This is a genomic window from Pedobacter sp. JCM 36344 (assembly GCF_046546555.1).
Lineage (GTDB): Bacteria > Bacteroidota > Bacteroidia > Sphingobacteriales > Sphingobacteriaceae > Pedobacter.
Genome location: NZ_JBKHKK010000001.1, coordinates 280177 through 299674, shown reverse-complemented (window position 1 = coordinate 299674; position 19498 = coordinate 280177). Strand labels below are relative to the sequence as shown.

Genomic DNA, 19498 nt, shown 5'->3' with positions numbered 1-19498 from the left:
GAATATAAATATGGAAACTACAGACAAAAAAACAATAAAAGGTGGAGAGTTTTTAATTACTGAAACCAGTTACCAGGATGTATTTATTCCTGAAGAATTTGATGAAGAACAACAGATGATCGCGCAAACTTGTCGTGATTTCCTTGCCGCAGAGGTGTTTCCTCAATTGGATAGGATTGATACCCAGGAGGAAGGTTTGATGCCATCTTTGATGGATAAGGCTGGCGAACTCGGTATCCTAGGAGTTTCGATACCGGAGCAATATGGTGGTTTCGGAAAGAACTTTAATACATCCATGTTGGTTGCAGATGTTGTTGGTGCCGGGCACTCGTTTGCGGTTGCGCTGTCGGCTCATACGGGTATCGGAACTTTGCCAATTCTTTATTATGGAAATCAGGAGCAAAAAGATAAATACATTCCAAAACTAGCTACTGGCGAATGGAAGGCTGCATATTGTTTGACAGAGCCAAATTCAGGTTCTGATGCCAATTCCGGTAAAACGAAAGCTAAACTCACGGAAAATGGAAAACATTATGTGATTAACGGTCAGAAGATGTGGATTACGAACGGTGGCTTTGCAGATGTATTTATTGTATTTGCGAAGATCGACGATGATGTGAACCTGACTGCTTTTATTGTGGAACGTGATTTTGGTGGCATCACCATGAACCCTGAAGAACATAAAATGGGAATCAAAGGTTCATCCACACGACAAGTCTTCTTTAATGATTGCCCTGTGCCAGTGGAAAATATGCTATCGGACCGACAGAATGGATTTAAGATCGCCGTAAATATTTTGAATATCGGAAGGATTAAACTTGCGGCGGCGGCTATTGGAGCTTCAAAATCTGTGATTAACACGGCTGTAAACTATTCAAATGAAAGAATTCAGTTTGATAGGCAAATTTCTAAATATGGAGCCATACGGTACAAGATTGCAGAGATGGCGGCCAAAGTATATGCAGTTGAATCTGCAAACTATCGTGCCGGTCAAAATATAGATGACGCTTTCGATGCACTAGTTGCAGGAGGAATGGATGAAGGGAAGGCTAAGTTGAAGTCAACAGAGCAGTTTGCGGTGGAGTGCGCTATATTAAAGGTTTGGGGTTCTGAGGTGCTGGATTATGTAGTTGATGAGGGCGTTCAGATCTATGGTGGTATGGGTTTCTCTGCGGAGGCACCAATGGATCGTGCTTATCGTGATGCGAGGATCAACAGAATTTTTGAAGGAACTAATGAAATCAACAGGCTGCTTACCGTTGACATGATGCTTAAAAGAGCAATGAAAGGGGAGCTAGATCTGATGACTCCGGCGACAGCTGTTGCTGCGGAATTGATGTCTATTCCAGATTTCGGCGAAGAAGATGATACTTTGTTTGCTGCGGAGAAAAAGATTATTGCGAACTTGAAAAAAGCCACGCTCATGGTGGCGGGTGCTGCGGTACAAAAGCTAATGATCAGCCTTTCGAAAGAGCAGGAAATATTGATGAATATTGCTGATATGGCCAGTTACGTTTACGTTGCAGAATCCGCGATGTTAAGAACAGAGAAGTTAGTGAGTTTGAGAGGTGAAGATGCTTGTGAAGGGCAGCTTAACATGATGAGGATATATTTTGTGGAGGCGGTCGACGGCGTGAATAAGGCAGGTAAAGAAGCTTTATGGTCATTCGCAGAGGGAGACGAGCAACGGATGATGATGGTGGGACTGAGAAGATTCACTAAAATGGAACCATTTAACATCAAAAATACCAGGCAAGAAGTTGCAAAGCAAGTAATTGCAGCAAATAAGTATTGCTATTAAAAATACTATTCATAATTAAACTGAGGCGCCCTTGATTTATTGAGGGCGTTTTTTTATTTAGAATAACTTTGGTTGTATGTTAAAAATGGTTAAATATTGTGCCATCATGAATAAAAGACTATTTTTGTGGAATATGTCAAAAAGTGGGCTTCTGTGGACGTTAATTTTACTTATGGGGGTTATAGCCTCCTGTAAAAAAGCTGAGCCTTATAATGAAGATGCCCAGTATTTGAAAGATGAAGTACTAATAAAAAATTGGGCTAATACCTCTAAAACCGACCTAATAAAAGATCCGAGCGGACTGTATTACAAAGTTATTAACCAGGGGACGGGACTGAAATCTCCGGATTTGACCGATAACATTCAAGTGCTGTATACTGGAAAACTACTGACTGATTCAGTAATTAGCAGAACTACCGATACCGTAACCTATAAGTTTTTATTAGGCAGCAGTATAGAAGGCTGGAAAAAAGGTTTACCTCTAATCAAGGAGGGTGGAACAATTAGGTTGTTGATCCCTTCGAAGATGGCCTATAGAAATTATGACGTTGTTGCTGGAGTGCCCAAGAATGCTGTCCTAAACTTCGAAATTTTTTTACAAAAAATAATAGTTAAAAATTAATAATATGTTAAAAAAAATATCATCATATGCCTTTGTTTTAATAGGATTGGTTCTCTTCAATTCTTGCAAAAAAGAGTATGAATCCATACAGAGTATAGATGACCGTAAGCTTGAAGATTATTTTGCTAAGAATAACATAACAGCCATTAAGGATCCGAAAGGAACTGGGTTCTATTATCAAATTACCAATCCCGGAACCGGCGATTTGTTCTTAAATACAGATTCGGTATTGTATAATGTAACGCTGAAGTCGCTATCTAACGGGACAACCTATTATTCTACTCCTCCATCTGGAAATCTTGGAAACAAAGTTGGCTATACCAGTCAATTACAAGTGGGAGCAGTGGATGTGGCAACTGGGAAGGTGGCGGTATATGCGAGCCTGACGCCGATTTCAACTGCAATTCGAGCTTTAAAACCAGGTGGATCTGCTAAAGTGTTTTTACCTTCTTACCTTGCTTTTGGTAATAATGGAGAAGCCGCGATTGGGGTACCATCAAACGATATTATTGAAATAACGATTAATACGTTTACTCAGAAAAGTCAGGCTGCATTGGATGAGCAAAGACTTCAAGCGTTCCTTTTAAGCAAAGGGATTAACAATGCTGTCAGAGACGTAACTGGTGTCTATTATGTAGTTACACAGGCTGGAACAGGAACAGAACCGATTGACTTATCCAGTGCCATTACAATTAACTACACTGGCAGATTGCTTAACGGAACAGTATTCGAAACCAATACTTCGGGAACTGTTGTTCAAACCCTGTCAACTTTTATCACAGGTTGGAATGTCTTGAGTAAGTTTAGAAAAGGCACTAAAATAAGGCTTATTATACCTTCAACCAGGGCATACGGCAATGAAGTCCGATCAAATGTGATCTGGGAAAATACCCCGCTTGACTTTGATATTGAAATTTTAGAAGTCGCAAACTAGACTACTGGTTCAAGGCATCCTTAAATACTTTGAGAACGCGTTCTCTTGCAAAAGCATGTTCAACTATAGGTTCGACATGCTTTTGTTGTTTAAACTCCGGTAGCCACTTGTCGATATATGTATGCTTCGGATCAAACCTTTTAGCCTGTAATTCGGGATTGAATACTCTAAAGTAAGGTGCCGCATCGTTGCCACAGCCACAAGCCCATTGCCATCCACCAACATTGCTAGCCATTTCGTAGTCAAGAAGTTTCTCTGCAAAATAGGTTTCTCCCCATCGCCAGTCAATTAGCAGGTGTTTTGTCAGAAAGCTCGCTACGACCATTCTAACCCGATTGTGCATAAAGCCAATTTCATTTAGTTGTCGCATTCCCGCATCTACCAGTGGATAACCAGTTTTTCCTTCACACCAGGCTTTGAATTCCTGCTCGTCATTTCTCCATTCGATCTTATCATAAGCAGGTTTAAAGCAAGATTTGCTGACATAAGGGAAATGCCATAGTATCATCATATAAAAGTCTCTCCAGACCAATTCCGAAAGCCATTTGTCGGCTTTTTGCTCAATTGCTTCTCTAACAGCCTCCCGGATACTTACTGTTCCAAACCGCAGGTGAAGACCAATTCTACTCGTAGCTTCGTCGCCAGGGTAGTCTCTTCTTTTCTCATATTCGTCAAGCTTTTTTGCAAAATGAATGGACGGAAAATCCTGATCAGATTTTTCAAACCCCAGCTCGTTTAACGATAAGCTAGGAAAAGGTTTCGTTTGAAATAAATTCTTTAAATAACTGCTGACCGGGTACGATTTTTTATAAAAGCTAGTCAGTTTTTTTTCCCATTGTCTGAAATATGGAGTGAAAACCGTATATGGCTTTCCATCAGCTTTAAAAATCTCATCTTTCTCGAAAATAACCTGATCCTTGAAGGTTTTAAATGGGATACTTTCTGACGCTAGAAACTCCGCGAGTGCATCATCTCTTTCTCTGGCATAGGGCTCATAGTCATGATTTGCGAACACATTTTTAACGTTGTACGTTTTCAGTACTTTTTGCCATGCTCTTTCAGGAGTATCATTGAGAACAAGGACTGACGAGCCGTATTTTGCAGCTTCTTTTCTTAGTGCTTCAATAGTTTGATAGATAAATGTGACCCTGGCATCGTTTTTCGTACTGAGTTTTTCCAGAATTGTTTTGTCGAAAATAAACAACAGAAGAACCGGATTTGAACCTTTTAAGGCATGATACAATGCTGCATTGTCAGCCAGTCGCAGGTCTCTTCTCAACCAACAGATACTTATTTCTTTCTTCATCAATTGTAAATTTCGTCTAACGCATCAGCCAAATAAACAAATTTAAATTTGAATCCTTTATCAAGTATTTTCTGTGCCGACAGGTTCGTGCTACTGGTAACGATGATACTCATTTTCCCAAGAATCATCTCTAATACTTTTTCAGGAACGTTGATGGGCCAAACAGGGCGCTTAAGCTTTTTAGCTACAGCCTTTGTCAACATTTCATTAGTGACCGGGTGTGGCGCACAACCATTGTAGGCTCCTTCGTACGAATCATCATCAATTGCGCTCATATACATAGCGGCAATATCGTCTAAATGAATCCATGGAACCCATTGCTTGCCAGTTCCTAAAGCTGCCCCGGCAAACAGTCGAATCGGTCTCGCTAAAGAGGGTAAGCCACCTCCGCTTTTATCAAGCACAAATCCGGTTCGGAATTTAACGATTCTTAAATTAAGGTCCTTTCCTGCATCAACTGCATCCTCCCAAAGTGTGCAACATTCTGCAAGAAAGCCTTCGCCCGGGGTGTTGCTTTCCAACAATATTTCGTCATCTCTATCGCCATAGTATCCTGATGCGGATGATGAAATAAAATTCTTTACTGTCGAAGCTGTTTCGCTAATCGTTTTATATAACAGTTCGGTGCTTGCAACACGGCTATCTATTATTTGCTTCTTCCTTTCTTTTGTCCATTTCTGTTCAGCAATACCTGCGCCTGCGAGATGAACGATTGTTTGAACCCCCTCGAGACAGGATTTGTCGATCTCGCCTTTTTCTACATTCCAAAGAAACACCTTTACATCTTTTATCTTGATAGGTTTTCTAGTTAGGATAGAGAGATCGTGGCCTCTACTCAAAAGGCCTGCGATAAGCTTTTTGCCAATCATTCCGGTGGCTCCTGTAATAAGAATGTGCTGTTTCATAATTAAATAACGGGTTTGGAGGTTTTTAGTTTAGAAAAAATGCCTTACAACAGATTTAAGTTATTTTGTTATATAAATATTGCTTTAGGTTTACTTTTTAACCTAAAAAATCGTATATTTTTGTGTTCCATATATAATTAACGGCAGGTAAGATAATGAAGTTAAAGAAGATTTTGGTTTGGTTCAGGAATGATTTGCGCTTGCATGACAATGAAATTCTGGTGGAAGCAATTGCCAAATCGGACGCTATCCTTCCTGTGTACTTTTTTGATCCACGTTATTTTACACAAACATCTTTTGATACTGTCAAAACAGGCTTTAACAGAGCCAGATTTTTATTAGAAAGTATTTTGGCTCTTCGTGCTCAGTTTCAGAAGCTTGGGGGTGACTTACTGCTAGTAGTTGGAAAACCAGAAGAGCAGATTACAGATATCGTCACGAAATTTGATATTTCTGAAGTTTACCACCATAGAGAGGTTGGGCCTGAAGAGACAAATATTTCTACACTGGTTGAAGACGTTTTGTGGAAACAAAGAATAAACCTTAAACATTTTATAGGACATACTTTATACAATAAGGAGGATCTTCCTTTTCCTATCAAAGATATTCCTGATTTGTTTGCCCAGTTCAAAAAGAAGACTGAGCGAGATGCAATTGTAAAAGAATGCTTTGAGTCTCCAACAGAAATAACGTTTATTGAAAATGAAGATTGGGGAGTATTACCGGAACTTGCGGAGCTGGGGTTTGACGCTAGTGAGGAGATTTCAATTGGGGAAGACTTTCACGGTGGTGAGGAAGCAGGGTTCCTGCACATGACCAATCTTTTAACGGCCAATTCTGAAATCTACATGAAGAGCAATGGTAAGGCCGCTATAGATAAGTTCAGCGCTAAACTTTCTGCATGGCTAGCAATCGGGTGTTTATCTCCAAGGCGTGTGTATTGGATGATAAAAGACGCTGAACATCAGTTTGGCGGCAACCATAACTTTAGTCGAATCCTCCTTGGACTTTTATTTCGTGATTATTACCGATTCATGTTTAAAAAGCATGGCATCAAGTTCTTTCAGGAATCAGAATTAGAAATGCGGATCGAATCTCCGGAAAAGACTCACGATCATCTGATGGAAAGTTGGAAAAAGGGAGAAACAGGACACAAATTGGTTGATCATTACATGACGGAGTTGGTAGCAACTGGATTCATCAATCATGCAGGAAGACTCTTAGTGGCAACGTATCTTGTTCATGTGTTAAAGATACATTGGACAAACGGCGCTGCTTATTTTGAGGAAAAGCTCATCGATTATTCTGCTGCTAGCAACTGGGGCAATTGGGCGAACCTTGCCGGAGCGGGTCTAGATTTAAAGTCAAAGATGTTTGACATTGATAAGCAAATCAAAGCTCTCGAACTTGATTTGCCGGTGGTTTCGGCCTAACCTTCAGATGTTAATCTTTTTGCAATATTACTTTTAGGAATATTAATTAAGCAAAACATGTTTTTAAACAAACTTGTTAAACATTTGTTCTCACCACTGAGGTGAACAACTTTTCAATGAGCGATATAGAAGCCTTAATAGAGATAAAAGCACATACGATTCGTGCTTGGGAGACCAGATAAAATTTAGTGCCTTCGAAACGCGCAGCTACAAATATTAGATTCTATGGAGAAGAAGAGCTGAAAATGCTGCTTAACCTTATCGTGCTGAATGAAAACGGCTATAAGATGACCAAGATTGCGAAGGGTGAGTCGTAACCAGATATCAGTGAGCGGATGATAGATGAAATCGACAAGTCTGCTATACCAGTGAAAAGTATGCTAAAAGATTTATTTTATTCTTGCCTTAGGCGGAAATGCATGAAACTGGACTGCTGTTCACGAAATACCTACTAAAAAAATGTGGCAGCATCTTACAACCCTGATGCGCTTTTGTAACGCTTACCTCACTTAACTTAGGTAAGGATATCAATAAAATAATTGATAAGGTCATGGATAATCTGAATGTGCCCTTGTTAGTGGCAGGAAGTTTGATCTCTGAATTTGATATTCTTGTGAAAGACCAGTTAACTTCCCTTAAAACTGTTTGTGACATGGTGCATTTTCTTGAAGATTTATAGAGAGGTTTACCTGTTTATTAAGGTAAAAAATCCTAATTTTGCAACACTTACAGCAATTCAAAAATAATGGATAATTTATCTTATCTCAGTGGCGAGAACGCCGAATACATAGAATCACTATACCAATCTTATAAAGGCGACCCAAATTCAGTTGAGTTTGGATGGCAAAAGTTCTTTGAAGGCTTCGATTTTGGTAGAGGGTCTTCAGGTACATCTTTAACTGAGGAAACCCCAGAACACTTTTTAAAAGAAATTAATGTTCTTAACCTGATCAATGGCTTTCGCCAACGGGGTCACCTTTTCACGCAAACCAACCCGGTTAGAGAAAGAAGGATTCACCTACCTACGCTTGATATCGAGAACTTTGGTCTGGCGACGTCAGATTTAGAAACAGTCTTCAATTCGGGTGTAGAAATCGGAATTGGTGCTTCGAAATTAAGCGACATCGTTGCTTTTCTAAAGCAAACCTATTGCAGATCCATTGGTGCGGAATATAAGTATGTGCGGACTCCGGAGGTCCTTCATTGGATTGAAGGAAAGATGGAAAGTGTAAGAAACACACCTAATTTTTCCATCGATGAAAAAAGAAGAATCCTGAAAAAGTTAAATGAAGCGGTAAGCTTTGAGAACTTTTTAGGGACGAAATTTTTAGGACAGAAAAGGTTTTCATTAGAGGGTGCTGAAGCGCTAATCCCTGCTTTAGATTCAGTGATTGAAAGAGGTTCTGAGCTAGGAATCGAAGAATTCGTAATTGGTATGGCGCATCGCGGACGTTTGAATGTCTTGGCGAACATCATGCAAAAAACTTACAAAGATATTTTTGCGGAGTTTGAAGGAAAGGGTTACAGCGCTGAATCACCTTTTGGTGGCGATGTAAAGTATCACCTTGGCTATTCGACAGATGTAACTACTAACAACGGCAACAATGTACACTTAAGTCTTTGCCCAAATCCATCGCACCTGGAAACCGTAAATGGTGTGGTGGAGGGAATGACCAGGTCTAAGATAGATTTCAAATACGGCGGTGACAATGCACGAATTGCACCAATTCTAATTCACGGTGATGCGTCGGTAGCTGGTCAGGGCATCGTCTACGAGGTCATCCAAATGGCTGGTCTTGAAGGGTATAAAACTGGTGGAACGATCCACCTGATCATCAACAATCAGATCGGTTTTACTACCAACTACAAAGACGGTCGTACCAGTACCTACTGTACTGACATTGCCAAAGTAACTTTGTCTCCTGTATTCCACGTTAATGGTGATGATGTTGAAGCTTTAGTTTATGCAATCAGTCTAGCTATGGAATACCGCCAGAAATATAAAAACGATGTTTTTATAGACATCCTTTGTTACAGGAGGTTTGGTCATAATGAGGCAGATGAGCCGAAGTTTACACAGCCTTTATTGTATAAGAGCATTGAAAAGCACGCAAACCCACGCGACATCTATATTCAACAATTAATTGGAGAAGGCAAGCTGGAGGCAAGTTTAGCGAAGGAAATGGAAAAGGAGTTCCGTAGTCTCCTTCAGGAACGTTTGAATGAGTCAAAGGATATTGAATCTACCTATCAGGATGTTAAGTTTGGTGGTGCTTGGTCTGATATGCGTATTGCTACTCCTCAAGATTTTGAGAGTTCACCAAATACTTCAGTTAAGGAATCTACTCTTTTGGAGATCGCAAAAAGAATTAGTACCCTTCCATCGGACAAGAAGTTCTTTAAGAAAATAGAAAAATTGTTCGATGAACGGAGCAAAATGGCTAACTCAACCCATGTGTTTGACTGGGCAATGGGAGAGCAGCTTGCTTATGGAACATTATTAGCCGAAGGTAAAAGAGTTCGTTTGAGCGGACAAGATGTTGAGCGTGGAACATTCTCTCATCGTCATGCCGTGTTGACTCTGGAAGACTCTGAAGAAGAGTATATTCCACTTACAAACATCTCTGATCAGCAAGCATCATTTGATATTTACAATTCACATCTTTCTGAGTATGGTGTACTTGGTTTTGAGTACGGTTATGCAATGGCAAATCCGAATGCACTTACAATTTGGGAAGCACAGTTTGGAGATTTCTTCAATGGTGCACAGATCGTAGTTGACCAATATATTGCCAGTGCGGAAACAAAATGGCAACGTGAAAACGGCTTGGTGATGCTATTGCCTCATGGTTATGAGGGGCAAGGACCGGAACATTCCTCAGCGAGGATTGAGCGTTTCATGGAGCTTTGTGCAGATTACAATATGCAGGTGGTAAACTGTACCACTCCTGCAAATTTCTTCCATGCGATTAGAAGACAGTTCAAACGGGATTTTAGAAAGCCATTGGTGGTATTTGCGCCAAAAAGTTTATTACGCCACCCTCAGTGTGTTTCTCCATTAAAAGAATTTACCAATGGAAAATTCCAGGAAGTGATTGATGATGCAAATGTAAAAGCTGATGCTGTTACACGCGTGTTATTCTGCAGTGGTAAGATCTATTATGAGTTGTTGGAAAAACAACAGAAAGATCAAATTAAGAATGTTGCAGTTGTTCGTCTGGAGCAGCTTTATCCAACTCCACTAGCACAAATGGAGCGCGTTTATAAAAAATATAAAAAGGCAACAGAGGTCTTATGGGTTCAAGAAGAGCCCGAAAATATGGGTGCCTGGCCATATCTTTTGCGCAAAGTTAGAAGAACATTCTTTAAAGATATTGAGGTGATCTCCAGAAAAGAGAGCAGCAGTACAGCTACAGGTTTTGCGAAGCAACATGCAAATCAGCAAGCTTTCATTCTGGCGACTGCTTTTGAGATGCCGGTAACAGATAGCGAGCAAAAGATCGCGAAGAAATCTGTGAGTAAAGTTATAATGTAGATTAAGAAAAAAATACATCTGTTATGAGTATAGAAATAAAAGTTCCACCAGTAGGTGAATCGATAACTGAAGTTGTTTTATCACGGTGGGTGAAAAACGATGGTGATGCAGTAGAAATGGACGAAATTATTGCGGAGTTGGAGTCTGACAAAGCAACTTTTGAGTTAACTGCAGAACAGGCTGGAACTTTAAAAGTGGTAGCTGCTGAAGGCGATACTTTAGCGATAGGTGCAGTAGTTTGCAGTATAGAAGACGGTGGCGCCAATCCCGCGAAAACAAAACAAGATGCTGCACCCTCATCTGCGGAAGAAAAGCCTGTGGTAAACGGAGATCAACTAGTTTCACCCGTTGCAGAAAAATCTGGAGATACTTATGCTACGGGAACTCCTTCGCCATCCGCAGGTAAGATCCTTGCGGAAAAAGGCGTAGACGCGGCTGCCGTTCAAGGTTCAGGCGTTGACGGTAGAATCACTAAAGAAGATGCTTTAAAGGCAGAGAAATCTGAAGCTAAACCAGCTTCCGCCTCTGCTAAATCTGCTTCTTCCCCTCTGGTTGCCCCAATTGGAGCTGTTGCGGGCTCAAGAAATGAGCGTAGACAAAGAATGTCTCCTTTAAGAAAGACAGTTGCTAAACGTTTGGTAACCGTTAAAAATGAAACTGCCATGTTAACCACATTTAATGAGGTGAACATGAAGCCGATCATGGATCTTCGTTCTAAGTATAAAGAACAATTTAAAGAAAAACATGGTGTGGGCTTAGGTTTCATGAGTTTTTTTACGAAAGCTGTTTGCGAGGCATTAAAGGAGTTTCCCGCTGTGAACGCACGTATTGATGGTGAAGAATTCGTTTACAATGACTTTGCCGATATATCTATCGCAGTTTCTGCTCCTAAAGGATTGGTTGTTCCAGTCATTAGAAATGCAGAGAGCATGAGTCTTGCGCAAATCGAAAAAGCAGTGATCGAATTGGCAACGAAAGCCCGAGATAGTAAATTAACGATCGAAGAAATGACAGGCGGTACGTTTACGATAACAAATGGAGGTGTTTTCGGATCAATGATGTCAACTCCAATAATCAACGCTCCACAATCTGCAATTCTTGGCATGCACAACATCATTGAACGTCCAATTGCCGAGAAGGGTGAAGTGGTAATTCGTCCGATGATGTATGTTGCTTTATCTTACGACCACAGGATCATCGATGGTAGAGAATCTGTTGGCTTCCTTGTTAGAGTTAAGCAACTGTTAGAAGATCCAGCTCGAATGCTTTTAGGAATCTAGTATAAACTAAAAATAATATTTGAAAGCCCTCAGTGCTAAAACGCTGAGGGCTTTGGCATTTTTATAAGGTGCTTCTGTACTTAGTTACTTTTAATATTTACATAAAAGTTTGGGTCTATTGAAAATGTTTCCTTCTTTATTGCAGGGTCGATAGCGCTTGTTTTCCATTCATTACCTGGATAGATCAGCTGGTAGTTTCCCGGCTTTAACGTTACCCTGACAGGCATGTCAAATTTGGCTACATCTGTTTTCCACCTGTAAGCTAATTTGCCAGAAGCCTCAATTCTGAATTCCAGTACTGGAATGGCGGTCTTTCTTAAATATTGGTCAAAGAAACCGGTTAGTTTTAAGCCTGTAAACCTTCTAATGTACTGTTCGATTTCAGCTGTAGTAACTGTTTGATGGTAAAAATTCTTATTCATGCCTCTTAGCATAAGACGGAATTTTTCATCGTTATTGATCAACGCTCGGATGGTATGGATCATGTTAGCTCCTTTATAGTACATGTCGCTAGAGCCTTCAGTATTCAAGCCATATATTCCTATAATAGGGCTATCGTTTCGGATGATCTTCCTACTGCTGATTACATATTCCGAGCCCGCCTGATCCCCATAATAGCTATCTAGAAATATTGTTTCGGAATAGCTGGTAAAGGCTTCATGAATCCACATATCAGCAATATCTTTTGAAGTGATACTATTTCCGAACCACTCATGGCCGCTTTCGTGAACAGTCAAATAGTCGAACTTTAGTCCCCAGTTGGCCGCAGATTTCGAGTAGTCTCTACCAAGATACCCTTGTTTGAAACCATTGCCATAAGCAACAGCACTCTGATGCTCCATGCCAAGATGCGGTGCCTGAACTAACTTATAGCCATCTTCATAAAATGGATAGGGTCCAAACCAATGTTCAAAAGATTTTAGCATACGCTTCACATCTGCATCCCAATGTATTCTTGCCTTAGCACTATCTTCTTCCAGCGACCAGTAGTCAATAGATAGCAGACCTTTTTCTCCAGCGTAACTATCTTTCCAGTGCGCATACTTTCCAATGTAAAAGGTAACATTATAGTTGTTGATAGGATTGCTTACAAACCAGTTGAATTGATTGTATCCATCTTTCTGATCAATTACACTACGCAATCGGCCATTTGATATTTCATCTAATCCCTTTGGTACACTTATACTGATCAACATACTGTCGACCTCATCACTTTGGTGATCTTTTGTTGGCCACCAGGAGCTCGCTCCAAAGCCCTGACAAGCAACTGATACCCAGGGGTTGTCGGACTTATCCTTTTTGAATATAAAACCTCCATCCCAGGGAGGGTTTTTAGCTACAGCAGGTTTGCCAGAATAAAATACCGTGAAGCTTTTATGCTCAGCGATCTTGATCTCGTTAGGGAAAGTTAAAAAAACAGCATTAAACTCTCGTTTGAATGGTACATCTGCACCTTGGTAAACAACTTTTTCTACCTTTAGATTCGCGAAGAGATCAAATTGCAGCACTTTAAATGCTTTAGTGGCAGTAAATCTAAACTCATTGCTACCAGATATAGATCTATCTTCAATATTTATTTTAACGTCAAGGTGATAATAATTCAAGTCATAGCAAGTCCTATATTCGGTCAAATGTCCCCTAAGACTATCCGCTCTGTTAGAAGAAGATTTCTCTGCCAGTAACTGAGCGTCTGCAGAAAGCCAGCATAAAACAATTGTTAAAGAGGTAAATACGTGGACCCTCATTTATTTTAAAACATTCAATGTGATAGAAGATGCATTATTTACATCATGAAAAATGCGATGAGTGGCTTTTTGAAAGTCTGAGGGTTCTGCTTTGTAGATATCCATGAATTTCTGCGGGTTTCTATCTCCCAGTGGGAACCAGGAATTTTGTACCTGAATCATGATCTTGTGACCCTTTTTGAAGGTGTGGGCTACGTCCGGTAAGGCATAATTTATTTTGGTCACCATGCCTGGAACCATTGCTTCAGGCGTCTCAAAGCTGTTACGATATTTGCCGCGCATGATTTCAGCCCTTACCAACATTTGATATCCTCCCATGAGGATATTCTTAGGATTAGGCGTGGGCGACACAGCATCCTCTGGATAAACGTCAATAAGTTTAACTACATAATCAGCGTCAGTTCCTGTGGTTGAAACTATAAGATTTGCCAGCACTGGTCCAGTTAACGTTATGTCATCTGTTAGGGTATCAGTTTGATAAACTTTAACATCTGGTCTACGAGCTGCGAAGCGTTGATCATCAATCATGTACTCCCTGGTTCTTTTTGCTTGCACACCCTCTTGATATGGAACTGGGCTATTCGGGTCGCTTACATATTCATCATAACTATCAGTTCTCTGTATTTTATCAAAGCCCAGCTTTCCATTTGGCTGCAGATAAAGGGTTTTTTGTTCAGTATCCTTCGGAGGCCAGCTGCTAAAAGCTTTCCATTCATTGCTTCCCGTCAAAAATATATTGGCTTCGGCAGGCTTGAATTCACCGGTTCCTTTTAGGTAATACTTAAAAAAAGGAAGTTCGAAACGTTCTTGATATTGAACGCTGGTTGGTTGTCCGAAGGCTATATCGCCAAAGCTAGCTCCCGTGCTGCGAACCCAGCCGCCATGGTACCAAGGGCCCATTACCAATATGTTGTTAGCAGAAGGGTTTTGTTTTTCAATACTCTTGTAGGTAGCAAAAGTGCCATAAGCATCTTCAGCGTCAAAAAAGCCACCGACAACCATTACGGCAGGTTTAACATTCTTTAAGTGTTGTTGTATGTTCCTTGCTTTCCAGAAGGTATCTAAATTCGGATGAGCGAACAGATTGTTCCAAAAGCGGATGCTGTCTGCGAAATACTTATCCTTCAAGTTCTTAACAGAGCCAGATTCAAGATAAAATCTGTAATTATCGAGAACTGGGAACTTTAAACCTTTCGGGCCCAGATCTGGTGTGATCGGTTTCGGTCTTGGAACGCCAAATGTGGTCATAAAACTGAAAGCATCCATTAAGAAAAGCACGCCATTGTGGTGAAAGTCGTCTCCAATAAACCAGTCTGTTACCGGTGCCTGAGGAGAAACTGCTTTCAAAGCAGGATGGGATCCCGGAAGAGAGGCCGTAGAATAGAAGCCAGGGTAGGAAATACCATAGATTCCAGCTTTTCCATTGTTGTTCTTGATGTTTTTAACCAGCCAGTCGATCGTATCATAGGTGTCAGAGCTTTCATCAATGTCTTTCTTACTTTTTTTATTAGCTATCTGCGGTCTGATATCATCGAAAGTTCCTTCGCTCATCCACTTACCCCTTACATCTTGATAAACGAATATAAAACCCTCCCTCATCATCGCAGGAAAGTTGCCGAGGCTAGTCTTGAATTTATCTGATCCGTAAGGAGCTACAGTATAAGGCGTCCTGTTAATTAAGAACGGATATTTTTTAGTTTGGTCTTTTGGGGTATAGATTGCTGTAAAAAGCTTTACCCCATCCCTCATCGGAATATTGCCTTCGATCTTGTTATAATTTTCACGTACATATATCGAATCGATATTCTGAGCACTCGCACTCATTCCATAGAAAAAAAGTATGGTTAATAAAAGATGTTTAAAATGCAGCATAGTCGTCTTGATTTATAGTTTAAACCTACAAAAAATTAAAAAGCTTTGCTGTCGTAATTCTTCATGTCTTTAAAAATTTACAACTGGGCTGTAAAAACCGTTTTTTCTTTACTTTTGTCGTCAAAACTTCTGTAAACTGATTCCAATGTTTGATATAGGCGATCTTAGTTCTCAACAACGTATTAAATTACTTCAGTTTTTTATTGCGCTTGGGGTTCTGGTAAATTTTACTGGGCTATTTGTTACTATAATTGGGCCCGATGGTGCGCTCTATGCTTCTATAGCTAAGTCGATGGTGGTTAGAAATAACTTTGCTGAATTGTTTGTAGATGGGAGAGACTGGCTTGATAAACCACATTTCCCATTTTGGATGGCAGCTATTTCATTTAAGTTATTTGGCTTCCAAACTTGGGCCTATAAGCTTCCAGCTGTGCTGTTTACCATGATGGCAGCTGGTTATACCTATAAGCTAGCTACATTATTCTTTTCGAAGGAGATCGGCCTTTTGGCTGCGTTGATATTGCTTACTTCCCAACACCTGATTATTTCAGATATGGACGTAAGGGCAGAACCCTATTTAACAGGCTTAATAATCGGCAGTGTCTACCATTTTTTCAAGTCACAAGATAAAAACTGGTTTTGGCAGCTGTTAATCGGATCATTTTGGGCAGCCTGCGCTGTCATGACCAAAGGTATCTTTGCATTAATACCTGTTTTTGGAGCCATAGCTATTTCCTTAATTGTCATAAAAAATTGGAAGATGCTATTTAATTTCCGGTGGCTCCTTGCAATGTTGATGGTGCTATTTTTTATTACCCCAGAGCTATGGTGCCTTTACCTCCAGTTTGATAGCCATCCAGAAAAGGTAGTTTTTGATCAAACTAACGTTTCAGGAATCAGATTCTTCTTTTGGGATAGCCAATTTGGTCGTTTCTTCAATACCGGCCCCTATAAAAAAGCTGGAGGTGACCCGACGTTCTTCCTTCACACTACTTTATGGGCATTTCTTCCATGGTCATTTCTACTGTGTTTCGCAATTGTTGATTTCTTTCGTGACCTGTCAAAGCGATTGAGACAACAAGATTGGATTTGTATGTGCGGAGCAGGCCTTGCTTTGCTGGTGCTTTCCGCTTCTCAATTTCAATTGCCGCACTATGTTGTGATTATCTTTCCTTTCTACGCTATCCTGACCGCACAATATTTAGCTACACTGCATAACGTAAAGCAATTGAGAATAACCAACGCCATACAGACCGGAATATTGTTTCTGCTTATTGCATTAGTCACGATAATTCACAGTCTTTTCCGGCCTGAGCTTGCTTTTTATACTATGGTTTTGCTTTTGGCTATATTGGGGCTAATGTTTTTGCTTCCAAAATACACAAAAGGCAGGTTTCTGCTAATTTTGAGAACTGCTGCCGTAATCATATTTGTGAATATCTATTTTAATCTTGCCTACTATCCAACCCTGACCACCTATCAGGGAGATAGTCAGGCCGCTTTTTGGCTTAACCGGAATAATCTACAAAACCTTCCAGTTGTTAAGGTGGTCAATAACTTCTCTTACGCCATCGACTTTTATACTGAAAAAGTTGTTCAGGACTATTGGCCAGGGGAGGAGCAGAAACTTCCAAAAGCGCCTTATTTGCTTTATGGGAATAAAGAGTCTTTGGACGCTTTGGCACAAAAAGGCATTGTAATGCAGCCGAAAAAAAGCTTTAACACGTATAGAATTACCAGGATGAAACTCAAATTCCTTAATTATAAAACTAGGAAGGATGTTGTAGAAACCGCTCAGATTGTATTGGTAAGATAGAAGTTTTACAATAAAGCCAGATCCTGGTGCCTATATTCTTTCGAGGTTTGTTAACTTTGAGAAAAAAACTTTCATATGCAATACGATGTAGTTGTAATTGGCTCAGGACCGGGCGGATATGTAGGAGCAATCAGATGTGCTCAGCTAGGCTTAAAAACCGCAGTAATAGAAAAATACAAAACTTTCGGAGGTACTTGTCTCAATGTTGGGTGTATCCCATCTAAGGCCCTGTTGGATTCTTCGGAACATTTTTACAATGCTGCGCATACTTTTAAAACTCATGGTATCGTATTGAAAGATCTTAAAGTTGATATGCCTCAGATGATTGCTCGTAAAAATGACGTGGTAAATCAAAATACTGCAGGTATCACCTATCTATTTAAAAAGAATAAGATTGATTCGTTTGAGGGTGTTGGATCTTTTGTAGATAAAAACACCATTATGATCACCAAAGAAGGTGGCGAAACAGAGACCCTCACTGCAAAAAATGTGATCATTGCCTCTGGCTCGAAGCCTACTGTACTTCCATTTTTACCTATTGACAAGAAGAGAATTATTACCTCAACAGAGGCCTTGAATATTTTGGAAGTTCCAAAACAAATGATAGTAATTGGCGGTGGAGTTATCGGACTTGAATTAGGCTCTGTGTATGCGCGACTAGGAACTAAGGTTTCAGTGATCGAATTTCTACCATCAATCATCGCGACAATGGATGCCGGGCTGGGTAAAGAGCTTCAACGTGTGCTAAAGAAATCATTAGGCATGGAGTTTTATATGAATCACAAAGTTACTGGTGCAACGACTAAAGGTGAAACTGTTACCGTAACGGCTGAGAACGCAAAGGGTGAACAAATACACCTGGATGCCGACTACTGTATAGTTGCAGTTGGTCGTACTGCTTACACTGCGGGTTTGAATCTGGAGGCCATTGGCATCAAAACCGAAGAGAGAGGAAATAAAATTCCTGTAAATGAGCATTTGGAAACTTCTGTTCCTGGCGTTTTCGCAATAGGAGATGTGATTAAAGGTGCAATGCTTGCGCACAAAGCAGAGGATGAGGGAATTTACGTGGCTGAGCGTATAGCTGGTCAAAAGCCACATATTAACTACAATCTTATACCCGGGGTTGTGTATACATGGCCAGAAGTAGCTTCCGTTGGCTATACAGAAGAGGAATTGAAAGAAAAAGGTACCAAATACAAAGCAGGATCATTTCCCTTTAAAGCAAGTGGAAGAGCTAAAGCTAGTATGGATACCGATGGTTTTGTAAAAGTCCTTGCAGATGCAGAGACAGATGAGATTCTGGGTGTACATATGATTGGTCCTCGTGTTGCAGATGTGATTGCAGAAGCAGTTGTGGCCATGGAATTCCGTGCCTCAGCAGAAGACATCGCAAGAATTTGTCATGCACACCCAACTTATACGGAAGCGTTAAAAGAAGCGGCGATGGCTGCTACTGAGAACAGGGCTATACACATTTAACACAAGATGTGTCGAGGGGAGATATAAAATAAAAGGTTGTAAGGTTATTTCGTGGCCTTTTGTTTTATCTTAGGATAAACTTCTTGCAATGCTTTAATGGCAATTTCAATTAGCCTTAGGTTTTCGTCAACATGTCCGTGTTGCACCTCCACATTTATATAGGGTATTTTTTTTTGCATAGCATATATAGAAAGCGATCCATCATCCCCTGCGTTTTCGGATTGAAGCACTGTGTTAACATTCGCTTTTTTAAGTTTATTGAACAACTCCAGCTCAGTGACGAAAATAAGATCATCCCCGTCCATCTGGAAGTTAATAAAAACCGAATCTGCAGCTGTGTCTAACTCATAACCCTTCAAGTAGGAAGAGATTCCAAAGCCACCGTCTCCATTGTTGTGTAGTGTGAATATATAGCCGAGTTTATCTGGGCCATAAGCTTTCAAAATCTCCCTTCCCGTTCGTTCAAGATGCTTAATCACGTCATCATCTACGGGACCGAACTTCTCGATTCCTAACGGAACGCCTTTCTTGGTGTAAATACTATTAGGATCAGTTTGAAATTCTTCAGTGATATTCATAAACTTGAAGTTTCGCACACCGCCATATTGCGAGTCAATTATGGAACCTCCACTAAATCTTATAAACTCAAATGCGGCCCTTACGCCTGTATCTTCATTATCATGTACAGCGATAAAGCTTATTGTGGGTTGTTAAGATGCCTTCAAATATGGGTGGATGAACTTGAGCACCAGAGGCAAAAGAATAGC

15 protein-coding genes are annotated in these 19498 nt (G+C 40.3%); 10 read left to right on the top strand and 5 right to left on the bottom strand.

What is annotated here, in order from left to right; genetic code table 11:
- The first annotated feature begins 10 nt into the window (after positions 1-10).
- The 3 genes from ACHFIZ_RS01355 to ACHFIZ_RS01345 all read left to right on the top strand — a co-directional run bounded on the left by ACHFIZ_RS01355 (position 11) and on the right by ACHFIZ_RS01345 (position 3357).
- The gene (locus ACHFIZ_RS01355) at positions 11-1801 is read left to right on the top strand and encodes an acyl-CoA dehydrogenase family protein (protein WP_410882086.1); all 1791 of its coding nucleotides are present in this window, start codon (positions 11-13) and stop codon (positions 1799-1801) included.
- A gap of 106 nt (positions 1802-1907) precedes the next feature.
- Positions 1908-2423, top strand: coding sequence for an FKBP-type peptidyl-prolyl cis-trans isomerase (locus tag ACHFIZ_RS01350; RefSeq protein WP_410882084.1), 516 nt, complete (start codon positions 1908-1910; stop codon positions 2421-2423).
- A gap of 4 nt (positions 2424-2427) precedes the next feature.
- Positions 2428-3357 carry an FKBP-type peptidyl-prolyl cis-trans isomerase gene (locus ACHFIZ_RS01345; protein WP_410882082.1) on the top strand — a complete coding sequence of 310 codons (930 nt, stop codon included), beginning with the start codon at positions 2428-2430 and terminating at the stop codon, positions 3355-3357.
- 1 nt (position 3358) lies between these two features.
- Here ACHFIZ_RS01345 and ACHFIZ_RS01340 read toward each other — a convergent pair whose 3' ends face one another.
- Positions 3359-4663, bottom strand: coding sequence for a cryptochrome/photolyase family protein (locus ACHFIZ_RS01340; protein ID WP_410882080.1), 1305 nt, complete (start codon positions 4661-4663; stop codon positions 3359-3361).
- Positions 4663-5568: a TIGR01777 family oxidoreductase gene (locus ACHFIZ_RS01335; RefSeq protein WP_410882078.1), complete on the bottom strand. Its 906-nt coding sequence runs from the start codon at positions 5566-5568 to the stop codon at positions 4663-4665. Before ACHFIZ_RS01335 ends, ACHFIZ_RS01340 begins: the two co-directional genes overlap by 1 nt.
- Positions 5569-5723: 155 nt before the next feature.
- Here ACHFIZ_RS01335 and ACHFIZ_RS01330 point away from each other — a divergent pair, with 155 nt between their 5' ends.
- The 5 genes from ACHFIZ_RS01330 (at position 5724) to odhB (ending at position 11816) form a co-directional block, all read left to right on the top strand.
- Positions 5724-7001: a DASH family cryptochrome gene (locus ACHFIZ_RS01330; RefSeq protein ID WP_410882076.1), complete on the top strand. Its 1278-nt coding sequence runs from the start codon at positions 5724-5726 to the stop codon at positions 6999-7001.
- A gap of 188 nt (positions 7002-7189) precedes the next feature.
- Complete coding sequence (locus ACHFIZ_RS01325) at positions 7190-7318, top strand: hypothetical protein (RefSeq protein ID WP_410882074.1); 129 nt, start codon at positions 7190-7192, stop codon at positions 7316-7318.
- Between the two features lie 233 nt (positions 7319-7551).
- Entirely contained in the window at positions 7552-7680 is a 129-nt protein-coding gene (locus tag ACHFIZ_RS01320) for a hypothetical protein (RefSeq protein ID WP_410882073.1), read from the top strand.
- A gap of 66 nt (positions 7681-7746) precedes the next feature.
- The gene (locus tag ACHFIZ_RS01315; RefSeq protein ID WP_410882071.1) at positions 7747-10536 is read left to right on the top strand and encodes a 2-oxoglutarate dehydrogenase E1 component; all 2790 of its coding nucleotides are present in this window, start codon (positions 7747-7749) and stop codon (positions 10534-10536) included.
- A gap of 23 nt (positions 10537-10559) precedes the next feature.
- Positions 10560-11816: a 2-oxoglutarate dehydrogenase complex dihydrolipoyllysine-residue succinyltransferase gene (gene odhB / locus ACHFIZ_RS01310; protein WP_410882069.1), complete on the top strand. Its 1257-nt coding sequence runs from the start codon at positions 10560-10562 to the stop codon at positions 11814-11816.
- Between the two features lie 80 nt (positions 11817-11896).
- On the opposite strand, the gene ACHFIZ_RS01305 is transcribed toward odhB, so the two are convergent.
- A complete protein-coding gene (locus ACHFIZ_RS01305) occupies positions 11897-13561 on the bottom strand; it encodes a M1 family metallopeptidase (RefSeq protein WP_410882067.1) in 1665 nt (554 codons plus the stop codon).
- Positions 13562-15433: a CocE/NonD family hydrolase gene (locus ACHFIZ_RS01300; RefSeq protein ID WP_410882065.1), complete on the bottom strand. Its 1872-nt coding sequence runs from the start codon at positions 15431-15433 to the stop codon at positions 13562-13564. It abuts the gene before it with no gap.
- A gap of 145 nt (positions 15434-15578) precedes the next feature.
- Between ACHFIZ_RS01300 and ACHFIZ_RS01295 the strand changes: the two genes are divergently transcribed.
- Both ACHFIZ_RS01295 and lpdA read left to right on the top strand, forming a co-directional pair.
- The gene (locus ACHFIZ_RS01295; RefSeq protein WP_410882063.1) at positions 15579-17249 is read left to right on the top strand and encodes an ArnT family glycosyltransferase; all 1671 of its coding nucleotides are present in this window, start codon (positions 15579-15581) and stop codon (positions 17247-17249) included.
- Positions 17250-17324: 75 nt separating this feature from the next.
- Positions 17325-18731, top strand: a complete 1407-nt coding sequence (gene lpdA, locus ACHFIZ_RS01290) for a dihydrolipoyl dehydrogenase (RefSeq protein WP_410882062.1) — start codon at positions 17325-17327, stop codon at positions 18729-18731.
- Positions 18732-18775: 44 nt separating this feature from the next.
- Here the strand turns inward: lpdA and ACHFIZ_RS01285 are convergent, their stop codons facing one another.
- The gene (locus ACHFIZ_RS01285; protein WP_410882060.1) at positions 18776-19309 is read right to left on the bottom strand and encodes a hypothetical protein; all 534 of its coding nucleotides are present in this window, start codon (positions 19307-19309) and stop codon (positions 18776-18778) included.
- Positions 19310-19498: the final 189 nt, after the last annotated feature.

Bases quoted from the DNA above. Each gene is read 5' to 3' on its own strand.
- ACHFIZ_RS01355 (WP_410882086.1), top strand. From the start codon at position 11: ATGGAAACTACAGACAAAAAAACAATAAAAGGTGGAGAGTTTTTAATT.
- ACHFIZ_RS01350 (WP_410882084.1), top strand. From the start codon at position 1,908: ATGAATAAAAGACTATTTTTGTGGAATATGTCAAAAAGTGGGCTTCTG.
- ACHFIZ_RS01345 (WP_410882082.1), top strand. From the start codon at position 2,428: ATGTTAAAAAAAATATCATCATATGCCTTTGTTTTAATAGGATTGGTT.
- ACHFIZ_RS01340 (WP_410882080.1), bottom strand. From the start codon at position 4,663: ATGAAGAAAGAAATAAGTATCTGTTGGTTGAGAAGAGACCTGCGACTG.
- ACHFIZ_RS01335 (WP_410882078.1), bottom strand. From the start codon at position 5,568: ATGAAACAGCACATTCTTATTACAGGAGCCACCGGAATGATTGGCAAA.
- ACHFIZ_RS01330 (WP_410882076.1), top strand. From the start codon at position 5,724: ATGAAGTTAAAGAAGATTTTGGTTTGGTTCAGGAATGATTTGCGCTTG.
- ACHFIZ_RS01320 (WP_410882073.1), top strand. From the start codon at position 7,552: ATGGATAATCTGAATGTGCCCTTGTTAGTGGCAGGAAGTTTGATCTCT.
- ACHFIZ_RS01315 (WP_410882071.1), top strand. From the start codon at position 7,747: ATGGATAATTTATCTTATCTCAGTGGCGAGAACGCCGAATACATAGAA.
- odhB (WP_410882069.1), top strand. From the start codon at position 10,560: ATGAGTATAGAAATAAAAGTTCCACCAGTAGGTGAATCGATAACTGAA.
- ACHFIZ_RS01305 (WP_410882067.1), bottom strand. From the start codon at position 13,561: ATGAGGGTCCACGTATTTACCTCTTTAACAATTGTTTTATGCTGGCTT.
- ACHFIZ_RS01300 (WP_410882065.1), bottom strand. From the start codon at position 15,433: ATGCTGCATTTTAAACATCTTTTATTAACCATACTTTTTTTCTATGGA.
- ACHFIZ_RS01295 (WP_410882063.1), top strand. From the start codon at position 15,579: ATGTTTGATATAGGCGATCTTAGTTCTCAACAACGTATTAAATTACTT.
- lpdA (WP_410882062.1), top strand. From the start codon at position 17,325: ATGCAATACGATGTAGTTGTAATTGGCTCAGGACCGGGCGGATATGTA.
- ACHFIZ_RS01285 (WP_410882060.1), bottom strand. From the start codon at position 19,309: ATGAATATCACTGAAGAATTTCAAACTGATCCTAATAGTATTTACACC.